Here is a 24684-nt window from a genome sequence, read left to right as displayed (position 1 = left end):
GCTGTCTGAAAAGCTAGTGGGCACGCGTTGGAGTGCCGGCTTTAGCCGGCTGAAGCCGGCACTCCAACGCCAGTTCATAGACGTTTCAGACAGCCTCTGAAACCATCGCTATGCTACAATACCTATGTGAAAGTACTCCCTTGCATTCCAACATCACTGGTCTATGTGACACTCTTGGCATTCGGGCTGGTAGCTTGTGGGTTTGAAGCCTTACCCTCAACCCAAACGAACGACGTGGCGACGCTTGAGCCAACGGTAGGGCAAACAACGGCAACTCCAGCGCCATTGCCCACCCAGCCAGGTACCGCGACGCGCCTCGTAGAGACGGTAGTACCTGAGTTGCGCCGCGAGCGCGTTTGGGGTGATGGGGTGCCAGTCGCACTGGCGTTGAGTCCCAGTGAAACCGATCTCTTTGTGGCGACAACCCTCAGTGTGCAACGGCGCGATGCCCGTGATCTCAAGACCCAAATCTGGTATGTTCCCCTTGAGCAGCCCCCCTCTGCCATGGCCCTTTCACCCGATGGAGCTCATGTGGCGCTCGCGTTGGGCAACCGGGTGGAGTTGCGTGGGGCCGATAATGGCGCACTTCGCACAAATTTGCGCCACAACTCCGCTGTACAGGCGCTCGCGTTTGCCCCTGATCGCACCCTCTTGGCGGTTGGCGTAGGCAGTGAGGCGGTCATTATTTGGGATGTCATCCAAGCAACCGCAGTGGGTGAGCTGCGGATGCACGAGATCCGCGATCCCATGGCCCTGCCCGGTACCCTGACGAGCCTCAGCTTCACGCCCGACGGCAGCCATGTGGCAACTGGTGATCAGAATGGCAACGTGGTGATCTGGCACCTCAATTCAGGCCAACCGCTGCACAACCTTTCGGTGGGCATGCGGGTCATCAGTGATCTTAGTTTCAGCCCCGATGGCCAAGTGGTGGCTGCCGCCTCTGAGGGCTGGCGCACCGAAGCCGGTGCAGTCTGGCTCTGGGATAGGACTGATGGCAGCCTGATCGAACGGCTTACGCTTGATGATGGCGAACGCCTGCTTGAGCCGGTGCTGCGGGTAGCCTTTAGCCGCGAAGGCTCCTCGCTTGTAGCGGGGACCGCCGCTGGGTACCTCTTGCGCTGGACATGGCCTACTGGCGAGCTTGAGCGTGAGGCTCAGGGTCATGGGGCGGCCATCAGCGCCTTGGTACTCGCGGCGGGCGGAGGCATGTTGAGTGCCGGACGTGATGGTGTCATCCGCCGCTGGAGTGGTGACGGCTTTGTCATTGATGAACACGCTGATCTGCCCGCGATTAGTGCCGTGGCGGCTGGAACAGACCAGTTCGCCTTGGGGGGCGAAGATGGCAGCCTCAAACTCTGGAACCTTACAGGTACCTTTGTGCCAAGCATTCCAGCCCATCATGGCAGCGTAAATGCGCTGGCCCTCAGCCCCGATGGGCGCTTGCTCGCCTCGGTGGGCAATGACGGCATGGTGCGCCTTTGGAATTTGCCCACTGGCTCGCTACGCGAGGCGTGGGCGGGGCATCAAGGCCCTGTGTTGGCCGTAGCCTTCAATCACAACGGCACTCAACTCGCCTCGGCAGGCTGGGATGGCACCCTACGCCTCTGGAGTGTCACCAAAGGCATTCCTCTACGCACCCTGACCGTGATTGAACCCGATGGCTTAGGTGCCACAGCAGTACTGGCCGTCAGCTTTCAAGCTCATGGCACCCAAGTCATGGGCAGCGCCTACAATGGCGAAGCGCGCCGCTTTGACCTCAGCGATGGGCGTCCCTTGCCCACCATGCGCACTCCCTCAGGTGGTTGGCTGGTAGCGTTGGTGCATAGCACCGCTGGCCTCAGCGCCGCCCTCGATGATACCGGCAGGCTCTGGAGTTGGGATGCTGAAGGGAGCATGCTGGGCCGTGGTGCCTTGGCCGATGCAACTGATGTCGCCCTGCTTCCCGATGAACGCCTGCTGACAGTCGGGCCCACAGGCGGCCTGCGCTTGTGGAACATGACCGACGCAGGGCCACGTGATCAGTATGGCGCACCATGCCACGGTGATAGCCTCGCAGTTGCGCCTGAGGGCAACGTGGCCCTCGTTGGTTCGCGGCGCGGCTTTGTTGAACTGTGGGAACTGCCCTAACCCCAATTACTGTTGAACATGCTGCATCATCAATCACGTTCAAGCTTATTGGCACGCCATGTTCGGCAATCTGCAATCTACAATCTACAATCTACAATCTACAATCTGAAATGGGATAACTCATGCTACAATAGCACCATGCCACCGTATCGTATGCCCTTCTACAAAGATATCGAACTGGTCTGCCGAGGATGTGGAGTAACATTCTACTTCACAGCAGGCGAACAAGAATTCTATGCTGATAAAGGTTTCCTGAACGAACCAACGCGCTGTCCGCGTTGTCGTTCACGGCGGGAACGTGGCGGGCAGCACGAGAAGAAGCACGAGAAAGCGCAGTAAGCATCTGACGGCCAACTGTAACACACATTTCGGCAAATGCGTGTACAATTGACGCAAGCCCAATGAGCAACGTCACATTCATTGCGGCACTCTGTACCCGGCGAAGAAGTAATCATGTGGCGGTTGAGGCTGATCATTGTGATCATTGGTACGCACCTAGTGCTATAATAGCAAACGATAGTGGCTAGTGGCTCGTAGAGCCCCCGCCACTTTGGTGTCAACCTTGACGAGGCAACGCTGGCTATTTCCACTGTTGGCCCCTCTGGCGACTAGTTGCCGGAGGTGCGAAGATGTAGTAGAATAGGCCCGTGCGGTACGCAAATGAAGCAACCCGCGCTCTCCGCTGGTAAAGGCCGGCGCACTCTTGCCTCTGCCCCACAACTGGCTGACGGCCCAAGGAGGATATGAATGGCAAGCAGAACCGAAGAGATGGTGCGGCATCTGAAGGCCCTGTCCATGAACACGCCCGACATCGAGGCATCGGCCGTCGTGAGTGTTGATGGCCTCATCATGGCTTCGGCGCTGCCCTCTGACGTCGAGGAGGATCGCGTATCCGCGATGAGCGCCGCGATGCTGTCGCTCGGCGAGCGAATTGCAAATGAGCTGCGCCGAGGCCAGCTCGATCAGGTCTTTGTCCGTGGCGAGGACGGCTATGTGATCCTTATGGCTATCGGTGAAGAGGCTGTGCTTACCGCATTAGCCCAAAGCCGCGCCAAGCTGGGCCTCGTCTTCCTTGACATGCGCCGTACCGCCAACGAGCTGATCAATCTTGTCTAGCCACGTTGTGGGTGCGTCGCCAAGACGGTAAAGCGGTAAAGCGGTAGAACGGTAAAGCGGTAGAGCAGTTCAAGCTGTTTGCCGCTCCAACGCTTTACCGCTTCGACGTTTTATCGTTCCAACGCTTTACCGCTTCAACGTTTTATCGTTCCAACGCTTTACCGCTTCAACGTTTTATCGTTCCAACGCTTTACCGCTTCAACGTTTTATCGTTCCAACGCTTTACCGCTCCAACGTTTTATCGTTCCAACGTTTTACCGTTCCATTACGAGCGGCAAGTAGCTCAGATAGCGTTCGGGCTGGGGGGCTGGTTCGTAGATGACATAGGCGCTCATGGAACCAATATTTGAGGTGCCATAGGCGATGCGCATGTAGCCTGCTTCGCCCCATTGCGTGCCCCACGAATTGCGTACAATCCAAACACCTGCTGCGTCGTCCCAGCCAACAATCACGACCCCGTGGTTGATGCGCCCCTCCCCGCAACTGGCGCGTTCATCAGTTGCGAAGATGCCGCCACGGTATTGGGTGAAGGCGTTGCCTACACATACCGTTGAGGCGAGCGGCCATAATGCAAGCGTAAGATCGTCTCGCCCGCTGCAATTGCCTGAAAACGCAACGTTTGGATTGATGACGCACCAAGCTTAGGGGCTGCGTGAAACTCGGCTGGGCCGAACGTCCGCACCAGCGTCGCATCAAGCGCCACCAGCTCCCAGATGAAGCCCGTAGCCGGTTGAGCCTCCAACTGCACCACCAGTGTCTGCTGCCCCCTGAGTACCACATGGTGCCCATTATCAACCTGAGTTAGCATCAGTTCGCCTGTGGATGTCGCATTGACAGCACGTATACATAAGCCAATCGTGACAAACAAGCACATCCATATGTATTCGTAGTTCTACAATCTACAATCTACAATCTGAAATGGTCTTATTCCTACCCATGCTGACGCAATTCGCCAGTGCGTACTTGGGCTTCGTGGAATTCGCGGAGCAGTTGTAGCGCTTCATCGAGGCTGCGGTCGCGGTCGCCTTTGCGGTAGACGGAGATGGCTTGGTTGATGGTTGTGGCAACTTCGCGTGGGCGCGGGATGCGACAAAAGGTAAAATCGCCCCCGGTGCCAGCGGTGGTCATGACAATATCGCCATAGCCAAAGATGTTGCTGATGAAGCTTGTTCGTAGGGTGACTGTCTGGATGTTACCTAAACTGGCGCTACGCCGTCCTTCGGGGCCAAAGGGTTTCTTGTCAATGTCAATCACTGCGGTGGGCGTGAGCATGTAACGCTCGTTGCGGTAGTCTTCCAATTGGTAAAACATCCAGAAGAAGCAGATGATGGAGAGCAAGACGCCAATGCCGATCAGCAAGGGGGGATCGGCCCAGCCAAAGAGCGCCATCGGCACCATAAGCGCTGCGGCGGTAGCGAGAGTGCCTAAAGGCCATGTGAGGTCGCGCACCAGAAAGATCCAGTGAGGATACCAGGTCAAGCTGCGTTGGCTGTGATCCACCAGTGGATTATCATTCAGCATCCAGCGCAAGATGCGGGGAATGACCAGAATACGAAAAGGGTAGCTCCAAGGTGTGGCTTGGGTCTTATCCTCATAGACACGCGTCGCAATCAAGCTGTCAAAGTCACGTTCGGTCTGCTGTTGCAGCAGGCCCTGGCGTTCAGTCATAATGCGTCGTTGCATCTCACGGGCATCATTGGCGGCCCGAAAGAAGAGCGGAGCATCTTGGTTGGCGGTCTGGATTTTGATCGTGCCGTAGCGTAACCAATGTTGCAAATAGGTCTCGGTACGGGAAGCGACATTCTGAATATCCTCAAGCATTACATCGCGCTGTACCTGTTTTTCGATCAGGTAGGGAATCAGCACCGCACCATTGAAATAGATGACGCGCATATTGGTCAAGATAAGTTGATCGTTAATCAGGTCAACCAGAATGTAGAGTGCCTGGGCCGCGATGATTGTGGCAAGCACAAGCAGCAGTACCGCAAAGGGGCCAAAGGGTTGCATGCCAATGGCTGCGGGGGCAAAGAGGCGCCAACCGGCGACACGATAGATCAGAAAGCCAATCAGGAACACAACCATGATGATCATGCTCCAGCGGGTTGCGCGATAGCTGTGGCGCTCAACTGAACCCAAAAAGAGCCAGACCCCGACCAGCATGATGGCTTGGCTCAATACGATCCAGTCAAGCAGATCGAGTTGGCCCGCTGAGAAGGGATCGCGTGAGATAACAAAGCCGCCGCCGAGGGCGATGTAGAGATAGAGGCCCAGCACAATGAGCAGGATGCCCACTGGGAGGATGAGTGCCGCCACGCCGGAAACGGCGTGGTGACCAATGGTATAGAGAATTCGCTCACCCTCCAGCAGTCTCAGCTTGATCCGATATTCACGCTGTGCCTGCATAGTAGCCTCTTTAGATTGGAGATTGGAGATTGGAGATTGGAGATTGGAGATTGGAGATTGGAGATTGCCGAACATGGCGTCTCAATCGGCTTTCGCGTTCTTGATGATGCGGCTTGTTCAAGGGTTCTTGGTATAATTGCTGCTTGTTAGCAACTCCTCGACCAACAAGAGCAGATCGCGTAGCGCCACAGGCTTACTCTGGTAGCGGTCGGCCCCCGCCTCAAGGCAACGCTCGCGGTCGCCGGGCATGGCGAGGGTGGTGAGGGCGATGATGGGGATGTTTTGCAGGGCGACGCTGGCGCGCATCTGTTTGATCAATTCAATCCCGCTCATGCCATGGAGCCGAATGTCGGTGATCACGAGGCCGGGCAGGCTTTCGCGCATACATGCGAGCGCCTCTTCGCCCGATTGAGCGATCAGTACGTTGTAGGCGTAGTGGCTGAAGAGATCGTTGAGCATCTGCGCGGTGGGCTGGTGGTCTTCGATCAGCAGCAGGGGAGCGCTTTGCGCCGCCCTGGCATGCTCCTCGCGGGGGGGCAGAGCAAGCATGGTTTGCTCGTTGCCTGCTTCACTAAATTGCCCATTGTGGGCCTGCTTCTCCTGCTCGTCGCCAAGCCAGGGCAGCGAGATGGTAAATTGGCTGCCTTCACCTACGTTGCTACTGACGCTCAGCCCCCCACCGTGCAGTTCGGTTAGTTGGGCGACGAGGGCTAGGCCTAGCCCGCTACCCTTATGTTGCTGCTGGAATTCGTTTTCGATCTGTACAAAGGGGTGAAAGAGCCGATCTAAATTCTCAGGGCTGATTCCAATCCCAGTATCCCACACCGTAAAGCGGATAGCTTGGGTTGCCTGGTCACCCTCAACCTTTAAGCCCACCTTGCCACCCGTTGGGGTAAACTTGATCGCATTGGAGAGCAGGTTGATCAGCATTTGGCGCATGCGCTGCATATCGGCACGCACAAAGTTTGCCTGTGGATCAAGCTCAAGTTCTACGGTGATGCGCTTCTTAAAACCCAAATCTTTGATGATTCGTAGACTTGAATCACAGAGGAGGCGCACAGGAATCAAGGTTGGCTCAAGCTTAAAGTTGCCCGCTTCGATCTTGGCGAGGTCGAGGAAATCGTTGATCAAGCCTAGCAGGTGGCGGCCACTCTCGTTGATGCGCTGCACCATGTCCAGTTGTTCAGGCGAGAGAGTCCCCACAAGTTGGGCACGCATCAGATCAGCGATGCCCAGGATGGCGGTGAGCGGGGTGCGTACTTCGTGGCTCATGCCTGCAAGGAACTCGTCCTTGAGCCGCGTGGCGCGGTGTAGGTCGGCGTTCATGCGGGCCAGGGCTACATTTTGGCGCAAGACCTGATCTTTGAGCAGTTGCAGTTCGTTGCGCTGCTGCGTGAGCATCTGCTCACGCAGCCCCCGTTCGGTCACGTCGGTGACGATTTGGATGAGCCCTTCAATCGTCCCGTCGGCCCCATGCTTGGGTAGGGTCAAAAGATCGAGGTAGCGCACTCCGGCAGGGCCGCTGCGGTTGATGTCGCTCAACACGAAGCGCTCCTGCGCGCCAGCCAAGACCGCCTCAAGGCTTGCTTCGTTGCCGTAGAGTTCGGGCAGCAGATCGAGCAGCGCTTGGCCAACCGGAGGCTCAGGTATGTCGAGCAGTGCAGCATGGCCCGCCACGTCGCATACCGATAGCGTCTGGTCAACCCTCAGATAGACGCTGGTATTTGCCGCCAAAATCTGAGGTGCGATAGCTGTGAACCAAGTGGTGTGATCAGTCACGGGGGGGGAGACCTTGTGAAGAAGAGAGTTTTTGAAGAGAGTCAGAGAGAATTTTACCACAGAGACACAGAGAACACAGAGAGGGTTGTAGTGAGGCAATCACCATGTTTGGCACTCGCCGCGTTAAGGGAAGCGGATGCTGCTGGGATGCTTAACAATTTCTGCTTCCCTAAAACCTCTGTGTCCTCGGTGCCTCTGTGGTGAAATACTCTGTACCTCTACTACTCAACGGGCACAACCGTAGGCGTCATCAACTCGGCGGGGACTGGGCGCAGTAGGCTGACCCAGCGGGAGGGCACCCAACCAATCAGTTCGACGGCTGGCCCGCTGCTGAGGGAGACGCGCACGCGGTACCAGTCGCCCATCTGGGCTAGAACCTCCACGGGGGCACCGAGCGGGGCGACGATGCTGGTGCGGGTACTCGCTTCGTCGGGGGTGTTGAAGAGGTAGACGTTGCCGATCATAACCCCGTTGAAGGGTGATGGCGTGGGCGTGGGCGTCATGGTTGGCGTAGGTGTATTGGTGGCCGTGGGTGTATTGGTGATCGTGGGCTCTGGCGTATTGGTAGGCGTTGGCGTATTGGTGAGCGTTGGCGTATTGGTGAGCGTTGGCGTGCTGGTGGGGGCATCAGTAGCGGTGGGTGTGGTGATGGGCACCGCTGCGAGGGCCGCGAAGTTGGTTTCGACGCGCCAGACCCAGCCCGCACAGATGAAGATTGGCAGCAGCACCAGCAAGGTCATAAGGGCAAGAATGATGCGTTGCGAAGTTGCGGGCGAAATGCGCGGCGGACTGGCAGGAGGGGCAAGCAGGCGGCTCTGCAGGGTTTTGGCAGCACTCTCGACCAGGGTAATATTGGTGCCATCAAACGAGCGCAGTTCATCGTAACGTTTATCGTGGATGGTCACCAACGCCTGGCGCAGCGTCTCGCGGTAGTTCGGCGGTTCAACCCCGTCAATCACGACCGCAATATAGGCTGCGCCCGCCGCTTCGATCAGAATTTGGCGTGATTCATAGGTGATCGCGCCCAACTCACCGCTCTCCGCCTCACCCAGAGCTTCACGGGCAAAGGCGCGGATCGCGGTGAGCATGCCACTAACGAGATCACGGTCGGCCAGTTCAGGATCGGCGGAGGTATGGCAGATCAGCAGGCCAGTGTCGCGTTGGATGAGAAAGACTTCGTGGACGGTAAAGGGCAGGGCGTTACGCAAGCGATACTCATTGGGCGAAACCCCACGGATGAAGGCTTTCCAGAAATTGGGATCGGAGAAGATCTCGATATTCTGGCGCACCTGGCCATCAACCTTTTGGGCAAAATCGCGCAGTGCCTCATTCACCGCCTTGGCAATCATCGCACCAATAACAGGATAGAGCGCATCAATAATATCCTCACGGGCCTCATAGACTTGGCGGCGGATCGCTTCGCCAATTGCGGGCGCAATCGCACGGGCGATCTCGTCACGCGAGACTTCAATCTGTTCAGAGAGAATATCGGCAATGAGGGGGCTAATGCGATCCGCCAGGACTTCAGGCTTGAGCAGAACGCGACGTAGCTCCTCGATCTGCGCGTTAACTTCTGGCTCATGGGCCATTGTGTGCTATTCCTTGGAACCGGCAAGCCCTTCGAGCAACCCAGTCATCGAGTTGCCTGTCTCAAGGCGGGTAGCGATTTCGATGAGCATACTGGCAAGCGCTTTGCGATCAGTCTTCTGATGATCAAGCCGATCCATCATATGGCGCAACTCGGCGCGCAGGGTGTCTTCGGCATGGCGCAGATCGCGGCGCAGCGCCTGGGTACGCTGTTCAATCTGGTCTTGCATATCGCTCGTGGCGGTACGGGCAGCGCGGATGTCCAACTCACTCGCTCCGTGGGCCTTACGCAGATCGAGTAGCCCCTCACCCACCCCAACAATCGTCTCTTCATGCTGGCGGGTCTGGGCCACCAATTGTTGCACTTGGGCATCGCGGGTGCGCTGGCGTTCCGTCTCGCGGCGCTGATCTTCAGAGAGCTTGCGCAGATTGAGTTCAAGCATTTCAATGCGCCGGGCGGTACTCTTCTCGGAATCGGCAATGCGCTCATGGGCCTCATTCAGATCGCTGGCCATACGTTCAAGATCGCGGCGCAGATCGTCCAACTGGCGCTCATAGGCTTCAATCTGCGGCCCAAAGAGAATTTCGCGCAGGCGATCCACTTCAGCCCCACGGAGGCGCTGGCGTGTCGCATCAGGCCCCAGAATGATCTCACGCACCCGCTCAAGGTCTTCTTGCGAAGCGGGTTCACCCATCATGGTGCGACGGCCCCCTGGATCGGGGCCGGGTTCGTAATCGGTTGCTGGCAATGGCGTGGAAGTCTGGTAGCGCTCACTACTCATAAGATTACCTTGCCCCTTCTTCTGCTGTCTGAAAAGCTCGTGGGCACGCGTTGGAGTGCCGGCTTTAGCCGGCTGAAGCCGGCACTCCAACGCCAATTCAGAGCCTTTTTAGACAGCTTCTTATCGTCTTTCAGTAGGATCGTGGGAGGGACTTTCGGGGAGGGCGAAGCCCTCCCCGCCCCCCTCCCTTACAACAGTTGCGTAGCTAGAACCTGAAAAGCCTGTTCGACATTTTCGCCTGTGCGGGCGCTACTGAGGAAGCAGGGGGCATGGTACTGCTGGGCGGCTTCAGCCAGCATGCTATCGCTGATCTCACGTTGTCCGGCGAGGTCTACCTTATTCCCAACAACAACAAAGGCCATTGAGCGATTCACGGCACTCACTTCGCGCACATACTTCTCGAGGGAGTGCAGGGTATCGGGGCGGGTCAGGTCGCAGACAAGGATGGCTCCGCGCGCCCCTTGGTAGTAGGAGCGCACAACTGCGGTGAAGGGTTCACTGCCAGCGGTATCCCAGACATAGAGGTTAAGTTCAGCAGCCTGCGGTGCTTCAATCGCAACCTTACGCCGACTGATTTGGACGCCAATTGTGCTTAGGTAACTCTCATCAAAGCGGCCCTCAACAAAGCGCCGGATCAGGCTAGTTTTGCCAACAGCAAAGTCTCCGAGCAAGCAGATTTTTCTTGCGGCTGCACTCAAGATTGTATCTCTTAGGGATGGTTACAGGATACAGGATATTGGATACAGGCATAAGGCATCAGGATGTGCTGAATGCCTCCAAACTTTAGCATGTCCTGAAACCATCCCATAGGGTAAAGAAGGGGGTGGTAGGACCCAAGGTGTAGTTGCTTATGGAATATTATACACTACCTTCCGGCACAAAGATCGTCTCCCAACCATCGTAACGGTGCAACGCAAGGGCTTTGATGTCACCACTGCGCTGGCCGTGGCGCTGACAGGCGGTGAGGTAGGCGTTTTGGGCACCGTGATGGATCTTGAAGATGCGTAGGGGCCCAAGTTGGCCCAAGTTGCGGCAGTAGCGGTAGTGGATGTTCTGCTGAAGTTGCTGCTCTAGGGCGTGGGCCAAGCTTGGTTGCAATGCGGGTGCGATTGCGGCCTCGAGGTAGAGCGTATAGGCCGGTGGATGCAGGCTGGTGTTGCAGGCGAGCATGGCAAAACTGGGGGTGATCGCATAGCGGCTGAAGAGCGCTTCTAGGGCCGAGCGTACATGCTGTTCATTGAGCTTCTCGCCAAACCAATCGGCCACAAGGTTATTTTTGCCTTGGAAGCGTAGCAAGGGGCATGCGCCAAGGTGCCCGACCACTTCAACCTGATCGTAGAGCCGGTAGCGATAGAGGCCACCGGCGGTTGAGATGACAACCTCATAGCTTGCTCCGAGGGCCAACTGGTGGGCGAGGCGGGCTTCGCCACCGCAACTAGGCAAAAACTCGAAGAAGTGGGAACGCAGCGCCAGGGCTGCGCCGGGCTGCTTGAGCAGCGGGAACGAGACAAAACCCTCAGTAGCAATCAAGCCCTTGGGTTGTAGGATCGCTTGGGGCAAGTTTCGGGCCAAGCTGTAAGCAGAGCGGGCGGCATAGCCATCGGCCCAACAACTCACGAGGCGCAGACGCGGCCAGAGCATACGGTGCAACTCCGGCGCACTTGGGGCGGCCTTCAGAGCCTGCTGCACCAACGCGGCCCGCTGCGGATCGGGCCGCAACCAACGGCCTAGCCGCGCCGCCAGAGCAGGCGTCAGTGGCTCTGGCGGGCTGAGGGTGCCTTGGGCCAGATCGCGCACCAACTGCTCGCCCCAAGGCGCGAGGCGCTCCAACAGCAGACTCAAGAACGTCGGGTTCCAGACCGAGATGAGACTCAGGTCGGCACAGCGCAATAGGGCTAGTAAGGTGACATAACGTAACGTCTCAAGTGACGCAAGCCGCGCCAAGCCGGGCGGTGTCGCCAGCACCAGGCCACTGAGGGACTGCTGCAAACCACCGAGATAGGCGCTATCCTCAGCGAAGCCAATGGGCAAGCCCCCGCTACTGCGCTGCTCCTGCTGGGCCAGCGGCGTCACCTGCCAATAGGCCCGCCCCCGGCGCACCTGCGGATCGTGCAGCAGCAGATCGGCCAACCAGGGGCTCAGGGCGCGCTGAAACGAAGCCTGTAACCCGGCGGTATAGGGAATCAGCTTGGTTGCAGCACTCGATCCACTGGTTGGCTCAAGCAGCAGCACGCGCTCACTGGTTAGCACCCCCTGCACCCCGGCGGCAATCTGCTCAATTGCGGGACGCAGGTGATCATAATCCACCAGCGGCACGCGGCGCTGATACTCAGCCACCGAGGTAATGCTGGCAAAATCGTATACCCGCCCATAGCGGCTCGTCGCGTTCTGGCGCAACAACTGGCGCAGCACCGCCCACTGCACCCCCGCCACATCACGCAGCGCCCGACGGAAGGCGTAGGAACCAGGTAGGCATGCGCCAAGCCAGAGGTTGTGGGCTAGGTGGGTGAGCATGTTTATTTAGGAAGGAGGAAGGAGGAAGGAGTACGACATTTGCCCTGTGTAGGGGCACGGCTCAGCTTTACCGTCGTAGTGCCGACTTTAGTCGGCATCCAATAGCATCCTACGACCTCAGCCGACTAAAGTCGGCACTACTTAATGGCGCAAACGGTAAAGTAGTCTGAAACCATCCCTAACAAAAACACCCTCTGTGCCCTCTGTGCCTCTGTGGTTCAACCCTCTGTATCTCTACGCTCCCTCTCCCTCCCGCAGCATGCGCCGCCCCGCCGCGCTCAGGTTCGCGTGGCTCAGTTCGGCGAGGCAGACTAGCTCGTCGCCCGCGTGGTGGCCGGGGTTGGCGCGGGCGAAGAAGGCAATATGGGGATCGCGTTGCCGCGCACTGGTCAGGGGTGCTACCTCAGGGCGTAGCGGGGTTGCCCGCTGCAAACGCACGATCCCTTGGTGTGCGCAGTATTCCTCTGGAAACTTGAGGTACGCGAGGCGATCCATCAATGCTTGCATGCTGGGTGGGGTTGGTGCAGCATGATGGGGGTAGAATTCACGAAAGAAGAGCGGGAGAAAGCGGTAGGTTTTATAGCCTGAACAGATCAGAAACCAATAGACACGTTGTGGCTGCATCTGGGCGGCGCGGGCAAAGACATAGCGCCCCCAGAGTTGCGCCAAGCGCGGGCTGCCCCAATGGGCGCGATCAACAATCGTATCGCCCGAAAAGATCGCACTGATCGGCCCATGCTCATCGTAGCTCTCCAGTTGCGTGATGGTCGAAAAGCCCACCAACTGGTTACTGCTAGCCTCACGGAGCAGAATGATGGCAGATTTTTCGGCAAGATCAGCCGCAAAGCCTGCGGGACTCATGGCCAGGAAGTGGCGCTCCATGAGCGCATACATCTCGGCGTGATCGGTGTCACGCAAGGCACTAATTGGCTGCACCATGCCGGTTAGCTGTCCCCCTTCAGATCCAGTGGGCTCAGAGGCTGGCGATTTCGATAGCGGGGATGCGTTGGTCGTAGGCATCATCAGGGATTTCCTTTGTTTGCCAGGCCGCAAGGTAGACGCGGCTGTAGTAGGGAATATGCAGGTAGCGTTGGGCGTAGGGCAGCAGGGGATCACGGTGGGTGAGGCCGAGCATCAGGTAGTTGGCACCGCGCAGGGCGGCCCGCTGCAGGGCGGCCTGCAACAATGCGGCAAAGACCTGCGGCTGGTCGTCGGCAATGCAGAGAAAGCTGGCATAACAGTGGCGCAACTGGGCACCCGGGGCGGGCAGGGGCTGGAGGCCCAGCAGTCGTGCTGCGAGATTGTAGAGCGGGCGCGTAGGGCGCATCCAGCCGTGGTAACCCCGCACCACCGTCTGCTTGTAGGCCGATTGATCCCAAAGCCCCAACAGCCCAATGATAGCACCATGGTGCAAGGCAAGACAGAAGTCACGCGGATCGAAGCCCCGGGTTAGTGGACTACCGGCCAGATCTGTGGCGCTGTAGGCGGGAAAGAACTGGCGGCGTGGGCCATAGTGGGCCAAAAAATCCGCAATCTGAGCCAAACGCTCCCGCCCATCCCAGACAAGCTCGACGCGGGGCAGGCGCAGCGGTGGATAGCGGCGGGCCACAAGGGCCAGGCTCACCAAGCGGCTGTGGGGGTACAAGCGGGGCGCTGTGGCGGGTGGATGGGTCACAAGGACGCGCTGGGCCGCAGTATTGCCCTCAACGATCGTCGTGAGATAGCAGCCCGCTCGCCCATCGTTATGGACTTTGCGTAGCATATGGTAGGCCCGTTCGAGCAAGCCCAAGCCACGAAACGGCCCATCAACCCGCAGTTGGCCCAAATAGCCAAGGGGGGCCACACGGCCCGCCAGGTAGGCATGGCGCACCGCCCGATTTGCCAAGCCCACCACCTCCGCCCCTGGATGGGCGCGGGCCACCATGACCTGCCAGAAGTGTCCCATGGTACTACAACCAGCAAAATAGCTCGGCTCGCGCTCATAGCTCAACGCAACCCTACCGGGCAGCGGATTGGCCACCAACAAGCGCCGCAGCGCCGCATCGTCGGCAGGCGTGGCATGTTCAAAGGTGAAGTGCATGGGGAGGAGATAGGGGATAGGGGATAGGGGATAGGGGATAGGAGATAGGGGATAGGGGAAAGGGGATAGGGGAAGGTATACCAATTACCCTTGAGCATGCCGCATTATCAAGAACGCTAAAGCCCATTGGAACGCCATGTTCGACAATCTACAATCTGCAATCTGCAATCTACAATCGCAACTGGTATTATTGGTATACTAGCTAGACACAAACCTTTATATCACACGGAGGTGCCTCTTGACCAGTATGCTCCAACAACTTGGTGCTGCGCTCCCGCCAGAACTGCTTGGGCAGCTTGGCAGTCGGTTAGGCGTAGATACCAATCAGGTCTCTGAGTGTATGGGCGCGGTAACGCCGGTTGTCTTGGGGAGCCTGAGTAAGCAGGCGAGTACGCCCGGTGGGGCGGAGGCGCTCTTTGCCCAGTTGAGCCAAGCGGGGGGCAATAATCCCTTGGGCAGTTTGATTGGTGCTTTGGGCAATATGGGCGATAGCGGGGGCGGCGGTAATCCACTGGCCGGTATGCTCGGCACCCTGCTGAGTGGTGCGGGCGGGGCAAGTGGGCCGAGTAGCCCGCCACCTGCTGCTGGGGCGAGTGGCGGCAATCCAGTGGCCAGTATGCTCGGTACGCTGCTTGGCGGCGGGGGAGGGGCTGGTTCTGGCAGCACGAGTGCCGGTACAGGTGGTGGTAATCCCATCCTTGGCATGCTCGGCACGCTGCTTGGCGGTGCGGGCAGTGCGCCACCGCAGCGCGATCCTTTGACCATGCTGTTGGGCGATAAGGCCAACACGATCAGCGCCACCCTCTCCGAGCGTCTTGGTTTTGATGTACGCCCGCTGCTTACCCTTGCGGTACCAATGATTGCTGGTGTGATCAATCGGGCGATCAAGAGCGGCAACCTCAATGCCAACAACCTCCAGCAATTCTTGGCCAGTGAATCGTCCGCTGTGATGCAACAGAGCACCAATCCCAAGCAAGAACATCTGGCCAAAGAGGTCTTGGCGGCGTGCGATCAGGCCGATGCGCTGCGGGCACGCTTCAGTGACAGCGAATGGGCACAGGTACAGCAAGCGCCCTTGGCCGCCACCTACATCGTGGCAGATGCCAGTGCCGCGTTGCAAGACGGGGCACCCCGCGAATTGGGAGCGGCCTCGGCGGCGGTCTTGCAGGCTGCCAATCAAGCCCAACCGATCTCGTTGCTCCGTATCGCCTTTGGCGCAGGGCTCAACCAGGCGGACTTTCGTGACTTCACAGCCCAGACAACCGCTGCGGCACAGGCTCTCGCCCAACTCAGAAGCGCCATGGCGCTGGTCGCTCGCCATACCCCCGACGAGCGGGCCGCCTTTGGCACATTGGTGGTGAGTGCAGCAGAGCAAGCTGCCGCCGCTGTGAGCGAAGGGGGCTTTATGGGTATTGGTGGTACACGGGTCAATGCCGCCGAGCAGCAGGCGTTGCAGCAAATCCGGGAGGTTTGCAGAGATGCAGAGGATTGAACCACAGAGGCACAGAGAACACAGAGATAGGGAAAGGAATTATTATGCTGCCCCAACCAGCCCTCGTGCGCTCCCTCATTGTCATTATCTTTTTTGGTAGTATCCTCGCTGCGTGCGGTGGGGGTGAGGATGGTACTCTAGGGGCAGCAGTTGTTGAAACGACGGCGACGGTGGTGGCGCCTGCTTTGTCCAGTGCGACACCACCGCCCAGCGCGACGCCCCTTCCCGTTGCGCCCAGCGCGACCCCAGAGCTCGCCACGCCCACCCCAACACCTGAACCAGTGCTGCCACCCGCCCCCATTGCTCCTATGACCGCGTTTGCTTGGTTTGAAGCCCCGCCAAGCCGCGATAGTGCCGGTAATGAGGTGGTCTATAGTGCCGACCAGACGATTGATGGCCGTATGGATACTGCGTGGCGTGTGCCGGGTGATGGGCAGTTTGCCAGTGTTACCCTCACCTTTAGCCAAGCGGTGCAACTCAGCGCACTGGGTATTGTGCCGGGCTATGCCAAAGTTGATCCGCTGAGTGGCGAGGATCGCTTTCTGCAGAATCGCCGCGTGAGTCGTGTGCGCCTTGATTTTACGGGCGGTATTAGCGTCGAGGCGACCCTCGCCGACCGCCCTGAACTCCAGACGATTGAATTTGATCCGGTGGTGACCTCGCATGTGACGGTGGTGGTGCTGGAGACCACCGCGCCCGGCGCACAGGATGGGCGCGATTTTACGCCTATCAGTGAGTTGGTGCCGGTAGGTTCGTTCTGCCCTCCACAGCAGTGTGAACCGCATGGCGATACGATTAATGAGCTCTTGGCTCAGTTTGGCGGGCCAGAGATGGGCATGCAAGTCCAAGGCATAGCTGGTGATTATGTTCGCCTGCGTGTCCTACCAACTGATCGTATTCTTGATCCACCAACCATGTTTGTTCGCCGCGAAGCAGTGGGGAGATGGGAAGTTCTGGGTGTTGGTACAGGCTTTGATCCTGAAAGCCTGGAGTTGATGGGGGTTCCCTCGGAACTTGGGGATTGGTAGGGCGCGGTGTGGGTAGGGAGTACCAACTGTAATCTGCAATCTACAATCTGCAATCTACAATCTGCAATCTACAATCTACAATCTACAATCTACAATCTACAATCGTACATGGTATTACCCTGAACCCATCCCCACCAAAGGCAAATAAACCCGCCAAGGAGCTTCTGGCTCTGGTGTAGGCGTTGGGCTTGGGCTTGGTTCAGGTTCTCCAGTGCCATGGAGGTCGAGGATGATGCTTGCGCTGCCGAGGTCGCGGGCGCTGCTGTGTTCGTGTAGTGTGAGGAGGCCTAGGTAGCGTTCGTCCTTGGGGCTGGGGGGCAGTTGCCAGGTTACGGTGAGATCGAATGGCACGCCTGCACTCGTGGTGATGGGGCTGCTCACGCTGAGGTTGCTTGGGTTTGGGGGTGTGCTCCGCACGAGCCCGTAGCGTAAGCGGCTGCTGCTTGGCCCCAGTTCGGCCTCAGCCGTCTGTGCGACCCTGATGCGGATCTTTGGGCTCAGCTCGGTAGCCGTGAGTTCGCAAGCGTTCGCCCCACGGGTGCGACAGAGTAGTGTAGTGTTTGTGCTGCTGGGTTGCCCTGGCTGGCTTGTGGCGTAGAGCGAGAGTTCGTGGCTGCCTGCTGCTTCAGCCTCCAGTTCAACCCGCAAGAGGAGGCTATCGGGCGGCAGGCGCAGTTCACGTTCGTAGGTTGCGCCTGGTTCTAGCTGCAATGCCTCACTCAGCATGCGCTGCAACCCGTAGCTCGTGGCCTCAAGCCCGTCTAGGGCTTCGGCATGCAGGCTAATGCGCTGGCTGCCGCTCAACGCAGCAGTCTCTAGCTCTAACGTGGGCGGCAGGTTGACCCCGAAGGTCTGCAAGGCAACGGGTATCTGGGCTGGCGCTGCGAGGTTCTCGGTGTTGCTAAAGCTGACCGCGCCGTAACTGTAGCTGCCTGTCGCACGCCCGTTGACCGTCGCTGTCACAGTGATCCGCACGCTTGCGCCGGGCGCTAGGCTGATGCTGTTGGCTGGGGTTGTGTGTAAGCTGAAGCCGTCCCCGTGGTGCAGTGTGATTGTATAGGTAAGCGGCACGTCAAAGGTACTCCGCAGGGTCCGGGTGAAGCTGCAACTGCGTTCACAATGCTCGCTTGTTATTGCTGCGAGGTTGAGTTGGCTGGGGTCGCCGCCGTGGGCCGGATCGGCCTGGCGAAATGCAGCGGCGGTTTCGGGCAACACAAAGCCCGCAAAGGCCGCCCGCACCCCATGGGCTCGTCCGGCACCCTGGTCGAAGGGGCTAGCAGCCTCACCATCGGCAAGGTTGGCGGGTAGCGCCGTGAGCATCAAGGCGGAAGCGATCTCTGCCGCGCTCCATGTGGGGTGGATGTGGCGCAAGATCGCGGCAAGCCCACTGATCTGCGCGACCGCCATTGAGCTGCCTTGCATGAAGGCGTAGTCGGGCTGCCTCGCTGTGAAATCGCCAAAAGGCCCAAGGGTCACTGCACCGGGTGCCGTCAGGTTGGGCTTGAGTACAGTGGGAACGCGGCTGTTCGGCCCGCGTGAACTGTAGGGCAGGATGCGGTTGGCCAGGGTCGCATCATGCTCGGCGTAGGTCGCACTGAGCGTGGCGCTACAATCGTCACATGTGCCAAGCCACGCCTCTAGCAGTAGCGCATCGCTGTGGGTTAGCGCAATGGCCGGTAGGGGGTAACGCACTGCTTCCTCAAACTGCTCCTCAACTGTCGCATGGTTCACAAAGACCACCCCCACGCCACCACCTGCACGCACATGCTGCACCTGCGCTATGCGCTCAAGCGCTCCGGGCGCACAGACCACGATGGCCCCTTCAATGGCTGCCTGCTGCTCTGCGCTGAAAGGCGCACATGTGGGATTGTCCAGAGCGGCGGCGCTACGGATGGGCACTGGGCCTAATTGTGGTCCCAAGCCAGCGCCTAGCAGCGTAGTAGGACGCAACGCCGCAGTGCCCCCGTCAAACTCGTGGAGTTGCTGCACAAAGCGGCGTCCGTGGCTACTTGCGGTAACCGCCGTCACCCATGGGGCATTGGCTGGGGCACTGATGCTATCGTCGGCATGGCCACGATTGCCCGCTGCCGCAGCCACGAAGATGTCGTGTTCAAAGGCGCGCAACAAACCAAGCGACTCCAGATGATCCCATGGATCGCTCGCCCCTGCGCCAATCGAATAGTTGATCACCTGCACCCCGTCGGCAATTGCCTGATCAATCGCCGCCAGCAGCGCCGAATGGGGGCAGACGAGATCATTCTCAGGTAGCCCACAGACATCATAGACAATCAGGTTGGCCCGTGGTGCGACGCCAGCAATTGGCCCGACCTCGGCAAGCCCGATGCGTACACGCGGGATATAGTTGCCCACCGCAAGGCCCGCAATGTGAGTGCCATGCCCATGGTTGTCACGCGGACTCGGACGGCCCTGCGGGTCGGGGGTTGTGGCGGTGGCATCAAAGGTGTAGGCACCAATCAGTTTGTTGTTGCATGGAAAGGTTGGATCATAGCGCGGATTGTTGGGGTCGCATACGCCCAAAAAGCCTCCCGTAGCATGCGGGTTTTGGTAGACATACCCGTCAGGGGCGGGATTCTGAAAGGCGGGATTGTTAGGATCAATTCCGCTATCAATCACTCCCAGCAGCACCCCCTCACCACGACTAGGCGTAAGGGGTGCGTGCAGCAACACCTGGTCACTACTCAGGTGCAACTCTAGGCCACCAGCCAAGAGCAGCGCCTCAGCCGCTGGCGGGATAGCAATGCTATCAACATAGACCCCGGCGCTGAGCGGCCCAAGGGCGATCCGCTGTGCGCCATAGCGGTCGCGCAGTTCAGCGTTGATACCATTTCCGATTGTAGATTGTAGATTGCAGATTGCCGAACATGGCGTCCCAATGGGCGTTAGCGTTCTTGATAATGCGGTATGTTCAAGAGTTATTGGTGTGATCGGCGCTTCAGCCAAACCATGATAAAAAAGCTGGAGGTAGAGCTTGCGCGTGGTGGCATCATAGTGGGCCAACGCCCGACCACTAGCTTCAGATTCCGCACTGCTCAAGTGGGCATGCAGCAGCGCAGGGCGTAGCGCAGCATCAGTCACCGCGAGGCGCCAGGGGCTTGTATCAGCCTGGAGCGTTGCGTAGCCTTCGGGCTGCACCGCAGCAACAAAGGGCAAACTGCGTAGCGCTTCAGCTTGGTGCGGTGTCAGATCAAAGGCAAAGCCATACAGCGCGTGGCGATAGGTAAAGACCGGCGTCACCGGCTGGCCCAACGCCTGCTGGATTGCCTCAAGGCTCGCGGCCAGTGGAGGGATTGGCTCATGGGCCAAACGCACCATATAGCGCCCCTGCTGCTCGGCCTGCACTGGGGCACGAGCTCCTGCCACCAGCAGGCAGAGCAGCAGCAAGGCAAGGAGGCTAAAGCCAGGTTTTAGAACAAGGATACAGAAACGAGAAAATAGAAAATAGGTTTGCGGCATCAGGATGCGCTGAATACCTCCAAACTGTACAGGAGTATCCATCCCTCCAACAACTCGGTGCCCTCGGTGCCTCTGTGGTTCAATCCTCAGTATCTCTGCTTGTTGATATTGTAGCCCCCTTGTTCAAGCAACTCGCTACAACTCCTCCGCCAGATCAATTGCCCGCAGCAGCGCCGCCGCCTTATTGCAACTCTCCTGGTACTCCGCTTCGGGGTCGCTATCGGCAACCACGCCGCCGCCTGCTTGGACATAGGCGACACCCTTTTGCACCACCATGGTGCGTAAGGCAATACAGGTATCGAGGTCGCCATTAAAGCCAACGTGGCCAACACAGCCGGCATAGATGCCCCGGCGCGAACCCTCCAGTTCGGCAATGATCTCCATTGCGCGAATCTTCGGTGCACCACTAACCGTGCCTGCCGGAAAGCAGGCCCGTAGGGCATCAAGTGCTTGCAGATCAGCGCGCAACCGCCCGGTCACATGGCTGACGAGGTGCATGACATGGCTGTATTTTTCAACAAACATGAATTCCGGCACCGCCACCGTCCCCGGCGCACTCACCCGCCCAATGTCGTTGCGCCCCAGATCAACGAGCATCAGATGTTCGGCCCGCTCCTTCTCATCGTGCAGTAGCTCATCGGCCAACGCCGCATCCTCAGCCAGATCGCGCCCGCGTCGGCGCGTCCCGGCAATCGGGTGGGTCAAGACCTCGCCCTCCTGGACACGCACGAGCAATTCGGGCGAGGCGCCGACTAGATCGCCCTCGCCGGTACGCAATATGAACATATAGGGCGACGGATTGACCGTGCGCAGCGCCCGGTAGATGGTCACCGGATCGGCACTCGTAGGGCGCACAAAGCGTTGTGAAGGCACCACCTGAAAGATGTCGCCTGCGGAGATATACTCCTTCGCCCGCAGCACATTGGCGTGGTACTGCTCGCGGGGGACATTGGAGCTTGGGGCTTGGGGGCTAAACGTGGGCGGTGGAGCAGAGTGAGGCTCATAGTTACGTGCCGCATCGTGAGCGGGTTGCCGCTCATTAGGCGCAAGCGGCTGGCGCAAACGCTCAACCAGCGCCTCAATCCGCCCAATCGCACGCCGATACTCCTCCTCCAGATCGGGCGCATCCAGATGAACATGGGAAAGCACTTTGATCTTGTGGCGCAAATGATCAAAAATCAAGAGCGTATCCACAAACATCCAGAACCCTTCGGGCATCTTGTAGGCGCAAGTTTCAGGCACTGGCAAGCGCTCAAAGTAGCTCACCGTCTCATAGCCACAATAGCCCACCGCGCCCCCCACAAAGCGCGGCAGATCGGGCAAGCGCACCGGGCGATAGGCACTCAGATAGCTGCCAAGCACCACCAACGGATCGCTATAGGGCAGACTCTGCTTATAGCCCCCCTGGGATGCCTGCGCCACCCCCCGATCAAGGCGCAGCACCAGATAGGGATCGCTACCAATAAACGAATAGCGCGCCAAGTGCTGCCCACCCTCAACACTTTCAAGCAGGAAGCTATAAGCGCCCTGGGCCACCTTCAAATAGGCCGAAACAGGCGTCTCCAAATCAGCCAAAATCTCACGGTAGATCGGGCAAAGATTGCCTTGGTCGCGGAGGGCACATACGTCATTGAAACTGGGAGTGTATAGCATTGAGGAACCTTTCCTACGTCTCCAGCAAGCGTCCCACTTCATCCAAGTCAGTAGCACGCAAGATGGCACGCAAGAGCAATTGCAATTCATGCATATCATCAATTTGGCGAATGGCCATAATAAGGCCCAAAGGTGCATCAGGAAAGCGTGAGGCAATGATATCTTCGATAGAGTTTTGCATAGCCTGACGCCACTGAACACGCTCTTGCTCAAAAGCTTCTATCTTATCTTGCATAAGATACGATATGAGATCGGTTTCCATAAGACGCTCCACAGAGAAACCTTTTCGCTATTGAGCTCGTATCCTTAAATCCCTACGCAAAATACCCCATCCCCATTGCTTCCTCCATCATCGCCACGGTTTCTTGGGCGACGGCGCGGGTGCGCTGGTTGCCCGTGTGGATGATTTCGTCTACGAGGGTGGGGGTGGCGGCGTAGCGGGCGCGCCGTTCGCGGATGGGTTCTAGGAAGGCTTCGATGGCGGCAAGCAGTTTCTTTTTGACCTCAACATCGCCGACGCGCCCAGTGCGGTAGCGTTCTTTGAGATCGTTGACCTCTTCGAGGTTGGGGTTGAAGGCGTCGTGGTAGGCAAAGACCGGGTTGCCCTCCACTTTGCCAGGAATATCGGCCCGGATGCGCGCCGGATCGGTATACATGCCGCGTACCTTCTGGGCAACCGTTGGGGCCTCATCGGAGAGATAGATCGCATTATTGGCGCTCTTGCTCATTTTGCCTTGACCATCGGTACCGGGTAGTGTGCCCACATCGGGCACTAAGGCCTCAGGCTCAGGGAAGACTTCGCCATAGAGGTAGTTGAAGCGCCGCGCAATCTCGCGGGTAATCTCAACGTGAGCCTCGTTATCTTTGCCCACCGGCACCAGATTGGCACGCGGCATCAGAATGTCGCCTGCCTGCAACACCGGGTAGCCAAGCAAACCAAAGGGTAACTGCTCTTCATCAATATTGGCATTGCGCGCCATATCCTTAATACTCGGCAGACGCGCAAGGCGCGGCACGGTCACAAGCATCTCAAAGATCAGGTTGATCTGGAAGATCTCCTTCACCGCCGACTGCACATAGAAGGTTACCTTTTCCGGATCGATCCCAACCGCCAGGTGATCGAGTACCAGATCGCGAATATTCTGCGGAATCTGGGCAATATCCTCACGGGTCGGCTTGGTCGTCAGCACATGCAGATCCGCAATAATAAAGAAGCACTCATAGCGATCTTGCAACGCAACCCGGTTGGCCAACGAGCCAACATAGTGCCCTAAGTGCAACTTACCACTGGGCCGATCGCCAGTGAGAATTCGTGGTTTCGTGGGCATGGAGACTCCTTAGAATGGAAGCGAAGTTTTCACCACAGAGGCACAGAGAACACAGAGGGGTTTGTGCTACGACAAGCACCGTAGGTTGACTCTTTTCTATAGAGACTGTCTGAAAAGTCCATGGGCTGGCGTTGGAGTGCCGGCTTTAGCCGGCTAAAGCCGGCACTCCAACATTTCAGACAGCCTCTCAAAACCTCTGTGTCCTCGGTGCCTCTGTGGTGCAATCCTCGGTACCTCTACTCGTTTACGTTGTGGGCTTCTTGGTCTAAAATCTCGCCTACACGAGATCAAGTGCAGCGGCGATGCCATCTTGCAGGCTGGCCTTGGTATCAATGACACTCAGGTCTACGCCGAGGCCGATCAGGGTTTGGGCCACTTCGGGGCGAATGCCGGTGAGCATGACGCGGGCACCGAGCAGGCGTACCGCTTGGGCCGCTTGGATAAGCGTATTGGCCACTTGGGTGTCTACCACGGCGACGCCAGTAATATCAATGATTGCAACGTGAGCATTGCGCTCACCCACACCCTGCAGCAGCGTCTCCATGATCTGTTGGGCGCGGCGTGAATCAATCGAACCAATCAGGGGCAACACCACCGTCCCATCACTAATCGGCATCAGCGGCGTACTCAGTTCATTCAGTGCCATCGCTTGGGCATCAATGATCTCGGCCTGCATGCGCAACTGCTGATCTTGTGCTTCTTTGAGTAATGTAATGTTCTGGAGCATACCAAACATATGCTCCGGTTTGCCAGTGGCATCGGCAATGAAGTAACCATGCTCAAAGATCCAGACATACGAGCCATCTTTATGTTGAAAACGATACTCCACATCATAGCGATCTTGGGCTGCCAGTGCTACTTCAAGCGCCCGCAGGGTTTCAGGGCGATCCTCGGGATGGATGAGTTGTTCCCACTGGGCAATGCCGCCATCAAGTTCTGCATAGGTGCGCCCACAGACACGCTCAGTCTCACCTGACCAACTAATCGTACCGCTAGGGATATGGTAGTCGTAGACCATCAGGCCAATGGCACTCACCAGCATGGTGTAGCGTTCGTTCAGCCTGGCCAACTCGGCGCGGAGCGCCGTTGCGTCTGCATTATCGTTTGGGGGCATATGTGTTCTCTATTTCCTTATGATGGTATACTTGTGGGGCTTTGGCTCATGGTTGCCTAGAGCTACGTTAAACGCTTTGGGGCTGTGCCCCAAACCCCATTTTTTGTTCCGTTGTGGCGGCTTCGCCGCCACAACGGAACGAAAAGAGCTTGTTAGTGCTCAGAAGTTTTGGGCCGCGACGTTGGCTGAGCCTGTCGAAGCCGACGT

Annotated in this window: 19 protein-coding genes and 1 pseudogene; 5 read left to right on the top strand and 15 right to left on the bottom strand. The window is 58.2% G+C overall.

The annotated features are described in order from the left end of the window. Window positions 1-126: 126 nt before the first annotated feature. The 3 genes from CJ255_RS09665 (at window position 127) to CJ255_RS09655 (ending at window position 3243) form a co-directional block, all read left to right on the top strand. Window positions 127-2127: a WD40 repeat domain-containing protein gene (locus CJ255_RS09665; protein ID WP_124681891.1), complete on the top strand. Its 2001-nt coding sequence runs from the start codon at window positions 127-129 to the stop codon at window positions 2125-2127. A gap of 18 nt (window positions 2128-2145) precedes the next feature. Next, window positions 2146-2466, top strand: coding sequence for a zinc-ribbon domain-containing protein (locus tag CJ255_RS24420; RefSeq protein ID WP_245863301.1), 321 nt, complete (start codon window positions 2146-2148; stop codon window positions 2464-2466). A gap of 408 nt (window positions 2467-2874) precedes the next feature. Then, window positions 2875-3243: a roadblock/LC7 domain-containing protein gene (locus CJ255_RS09655; protein WP_097643897.1), complete on the top strand. Its 369-nt coding sequence runs from the start codon at window positions 2875-2877 to the stop codon at window positions 3241-3243. Window positions 3244-3626: 383 nt separating this feature from the next. On the opposite strand, the pseudogene CJ255_RS24860 reads toward CJ255_RS09655, so the two are convergent. The 10 genes and pseudogenes from CJ255_RS24860 to CJ255_RS09605 form a co-directional block, all read right to left on the bottom strand. Beyond that, window positions 3627-3752, bottom strand: a pseudogene (locus tag CJ255_RS24860) (C1 family peptidase); the annotation flags it as partial. Window positions 3753-3781: 29 nt separating this feature from the next. Then, the gene (locus CJ255_RS09645; protein ID WP_165774647.1) at window positions 3782-4051 is read right to left on the bottom strand and encodes a protease inhibitor I42 family protein; all 270 of its coding nucleotides are present in this window, start codon (window positions 4049-4051) and stop codon (window positions 3782-3784) included. Between the two features lie 122 nt (window positions 4052-4173). After that, window positions 4174-5721: a PH domain-containing protein gene (locus CJ255_RS09640; RefSeq protein WP_097643894.1), complete on the bottom strand. Its 1548-nt coding sequence runs from the start codon at window positions 5719-5721 to the stop codon at window positions 4174-4176. A 42-nt stretch (window positions 5722-5763) separates the two neighbouring features. Further along, window positions 5764-7425 (bottom strand): ATP-binding response regulator, encoded by a 1662-nt coding sequence (locus tag CJ255_RS09635; RefSeq protein ID WP_124681890.1) that lies wholly within the window; start codon window positions 7423-7425, stop codon window positions 5764-5766. Between the two features lie 221 nt (window positions 7426-7646). Next, complete coding sequence (locus tag CJ255_RS09630) at window positions 7647-9014, bottom strand: roadblock/LC7 domain-containing protein (protein ID WP_097643892.1); 1368 nt, start codon at window positions 9012-9014, stop codon at window positions 7647-7649. 6 nt (window positions 9015-9020) lie between these two features. Next, window positions 9021-9794 carry a hypothetical protein gene (locus CJ255_RS09625; protein WP_245863299.1) on the bottom strand — a complete coding sequence of 258 codons (774 nt, stop codon included), beginning with the start codon at window positions 9792-9794 and terminating at the stop codon, window positions 9021-9023. A 188-nt stretch (window positions 9795-9982) separates the two neighbouring features. After that, entirely contained in the window at window positions 9983-10492 is a 510-nt protein-coding gene (locus CJ255_RS09620; protein ID WP_097643891.1) for a Rab family GTPase, read from the bottom strand. 160 nt (window positions 10493-10652) lie between these two features. Then, complete coding sequence (locus CJ255_RS09615) at window positions 10653-12308, bottom strand: GH3 auxin-responsive promoter family protein (protein ID WP_097643890.1); 1656 nt, start codon at window positions 12306-12308, stop codon at window positions 10653-10655. Between the two features lie 234 nt (window positions 12309-12542). Further along, the gene (locus tag CJ255_RS09610) at window positions 12543-13247 is read right to left on the bottom strand and encodes a hypothetical protein (protein ID WP_097643889.1); all 705 of its coding nucleotides are present in this window, start codon (window positions 13245-13247) and stop codon (window positions 12543-12545) included. Between the two features lie 34 nt (window positions 13248-13281). Then, complete coding sequence (locus CJ255_RS09605; RefSeq protein WP_097643888.1) at window positions 13282-14388, bottom strand: hypothetical protein; 1107 nt, start codon at window positions 14386-14388, stop codon at window positions 13282-13284. A gap of 247 nt (window positions 14389-14635) precedes the next feature. On the opposite strand from CJ255_RS09605, the gene CJ255_RS09600 reads away from it, so the two are divergent. Further along, on the top strand, window positions 14636-15880 hold the full coding sequence (locus CJ255_RS09600) for a DUF937 domain-containing protein (protein WP_097643887.1): 1245 nt from the start codon (window positions 14636-14638) through the stop codon (window positions 15878-15880). A 44-nt stretch (window positions 15881-15924) separates the two neighbouring features. Beyond that, window positions 15925-16908, top strand: coding sequence for an NADase-type glycan-binding domain-containing protein (locus tag CJ255_RS09595; RefSeq protein WP_097643886.1), 984 nt, complete (start codon window positions 15925-15927; stop codon window positions 16906-16908). 114 nt (window positions 16909-17022) lie between these two features. Here CJ255_RS09595 and CJ255_RS09590 read toward each other — a convergent pair whose 3' ends face one another. The 5 genes from CJ255_RS09590 to CJ255_RS09570 all read right to left on the bottom strand — a co-directional run bounded on the left by CJ255_RS09590 (window position 17023) and on the right by CJ255_RS09570 (window position 24477). Then, a complete protein-coding gene (locus CJ255_RS09590; protein ID WP_097643885.1) occupies window positions 17023-20424 on the bottom strand; it encodes a S8 family serine peptidase in 3402 nt (1133 codons plus the stop codon). A 93-nt stretch (window positions 20425-20517) separates the two neighbouring features. Further along, on the bottom strand, window positions 20518-22035 hold the full coding sequence (gene trpE, locus CJ255_RS09585; RefSeq protein WP_097643884.1) for an anthranilate synthase component I: 1518 nt from the start codon (window positions 22033-22035) through the stop codon (window positions 20518-20520). A 13-nt stretch (window positions 22036-22048) separates the two neighbouring features. Further along, a complete protein-coding gene (locus CJ255_RS09580) occupies window positions 22049-22297 on the bottom strand; it encodes a hypothetical protein (protein ID WP_097643883.1) in 249 nt (82 codons plus the stop codon). A 52-nt stretch (window positions 22298-22349) separates the two neighbouring features. Beyond that, entirely contained in the window at window positions 22350-23363 is a 1014-nt protein-coding gene (trpS, locus tag CJ255_RS09575) for a tryptophan--tRNA ligase (RefSeq protein WP_097643882.1), read from the bottom strand. A gap of 277 nt (window positions 23364-23640) precedes the next feature. Next, window positions 23641-24477, bottom strand: a complete 837-nt coding sequence (locus tag CJ255_RS09570; protein WP_097643881.1) for a PAS domain-containing protein — start codon at window positions 24475-24477, stop codon at window positions 23641-23643. Between the last annotated feature and the right edge of the window lie 207 nt (window positions 24478-24684).

It is taken from the genome of Candidatus Viridilinea mediisalina (genome assembly GCF_002532535.1).
Classification (GTDB): domain Bacteria; phylum Chloroflexota; class Chloroflexia; order Chloroflexales; family Chloroflexaceae; genus Viridilinea; species Viridilinea mediisalina.
This window is presented reverse-complemented; position numbering and strand designations above follow the sequence as displayed.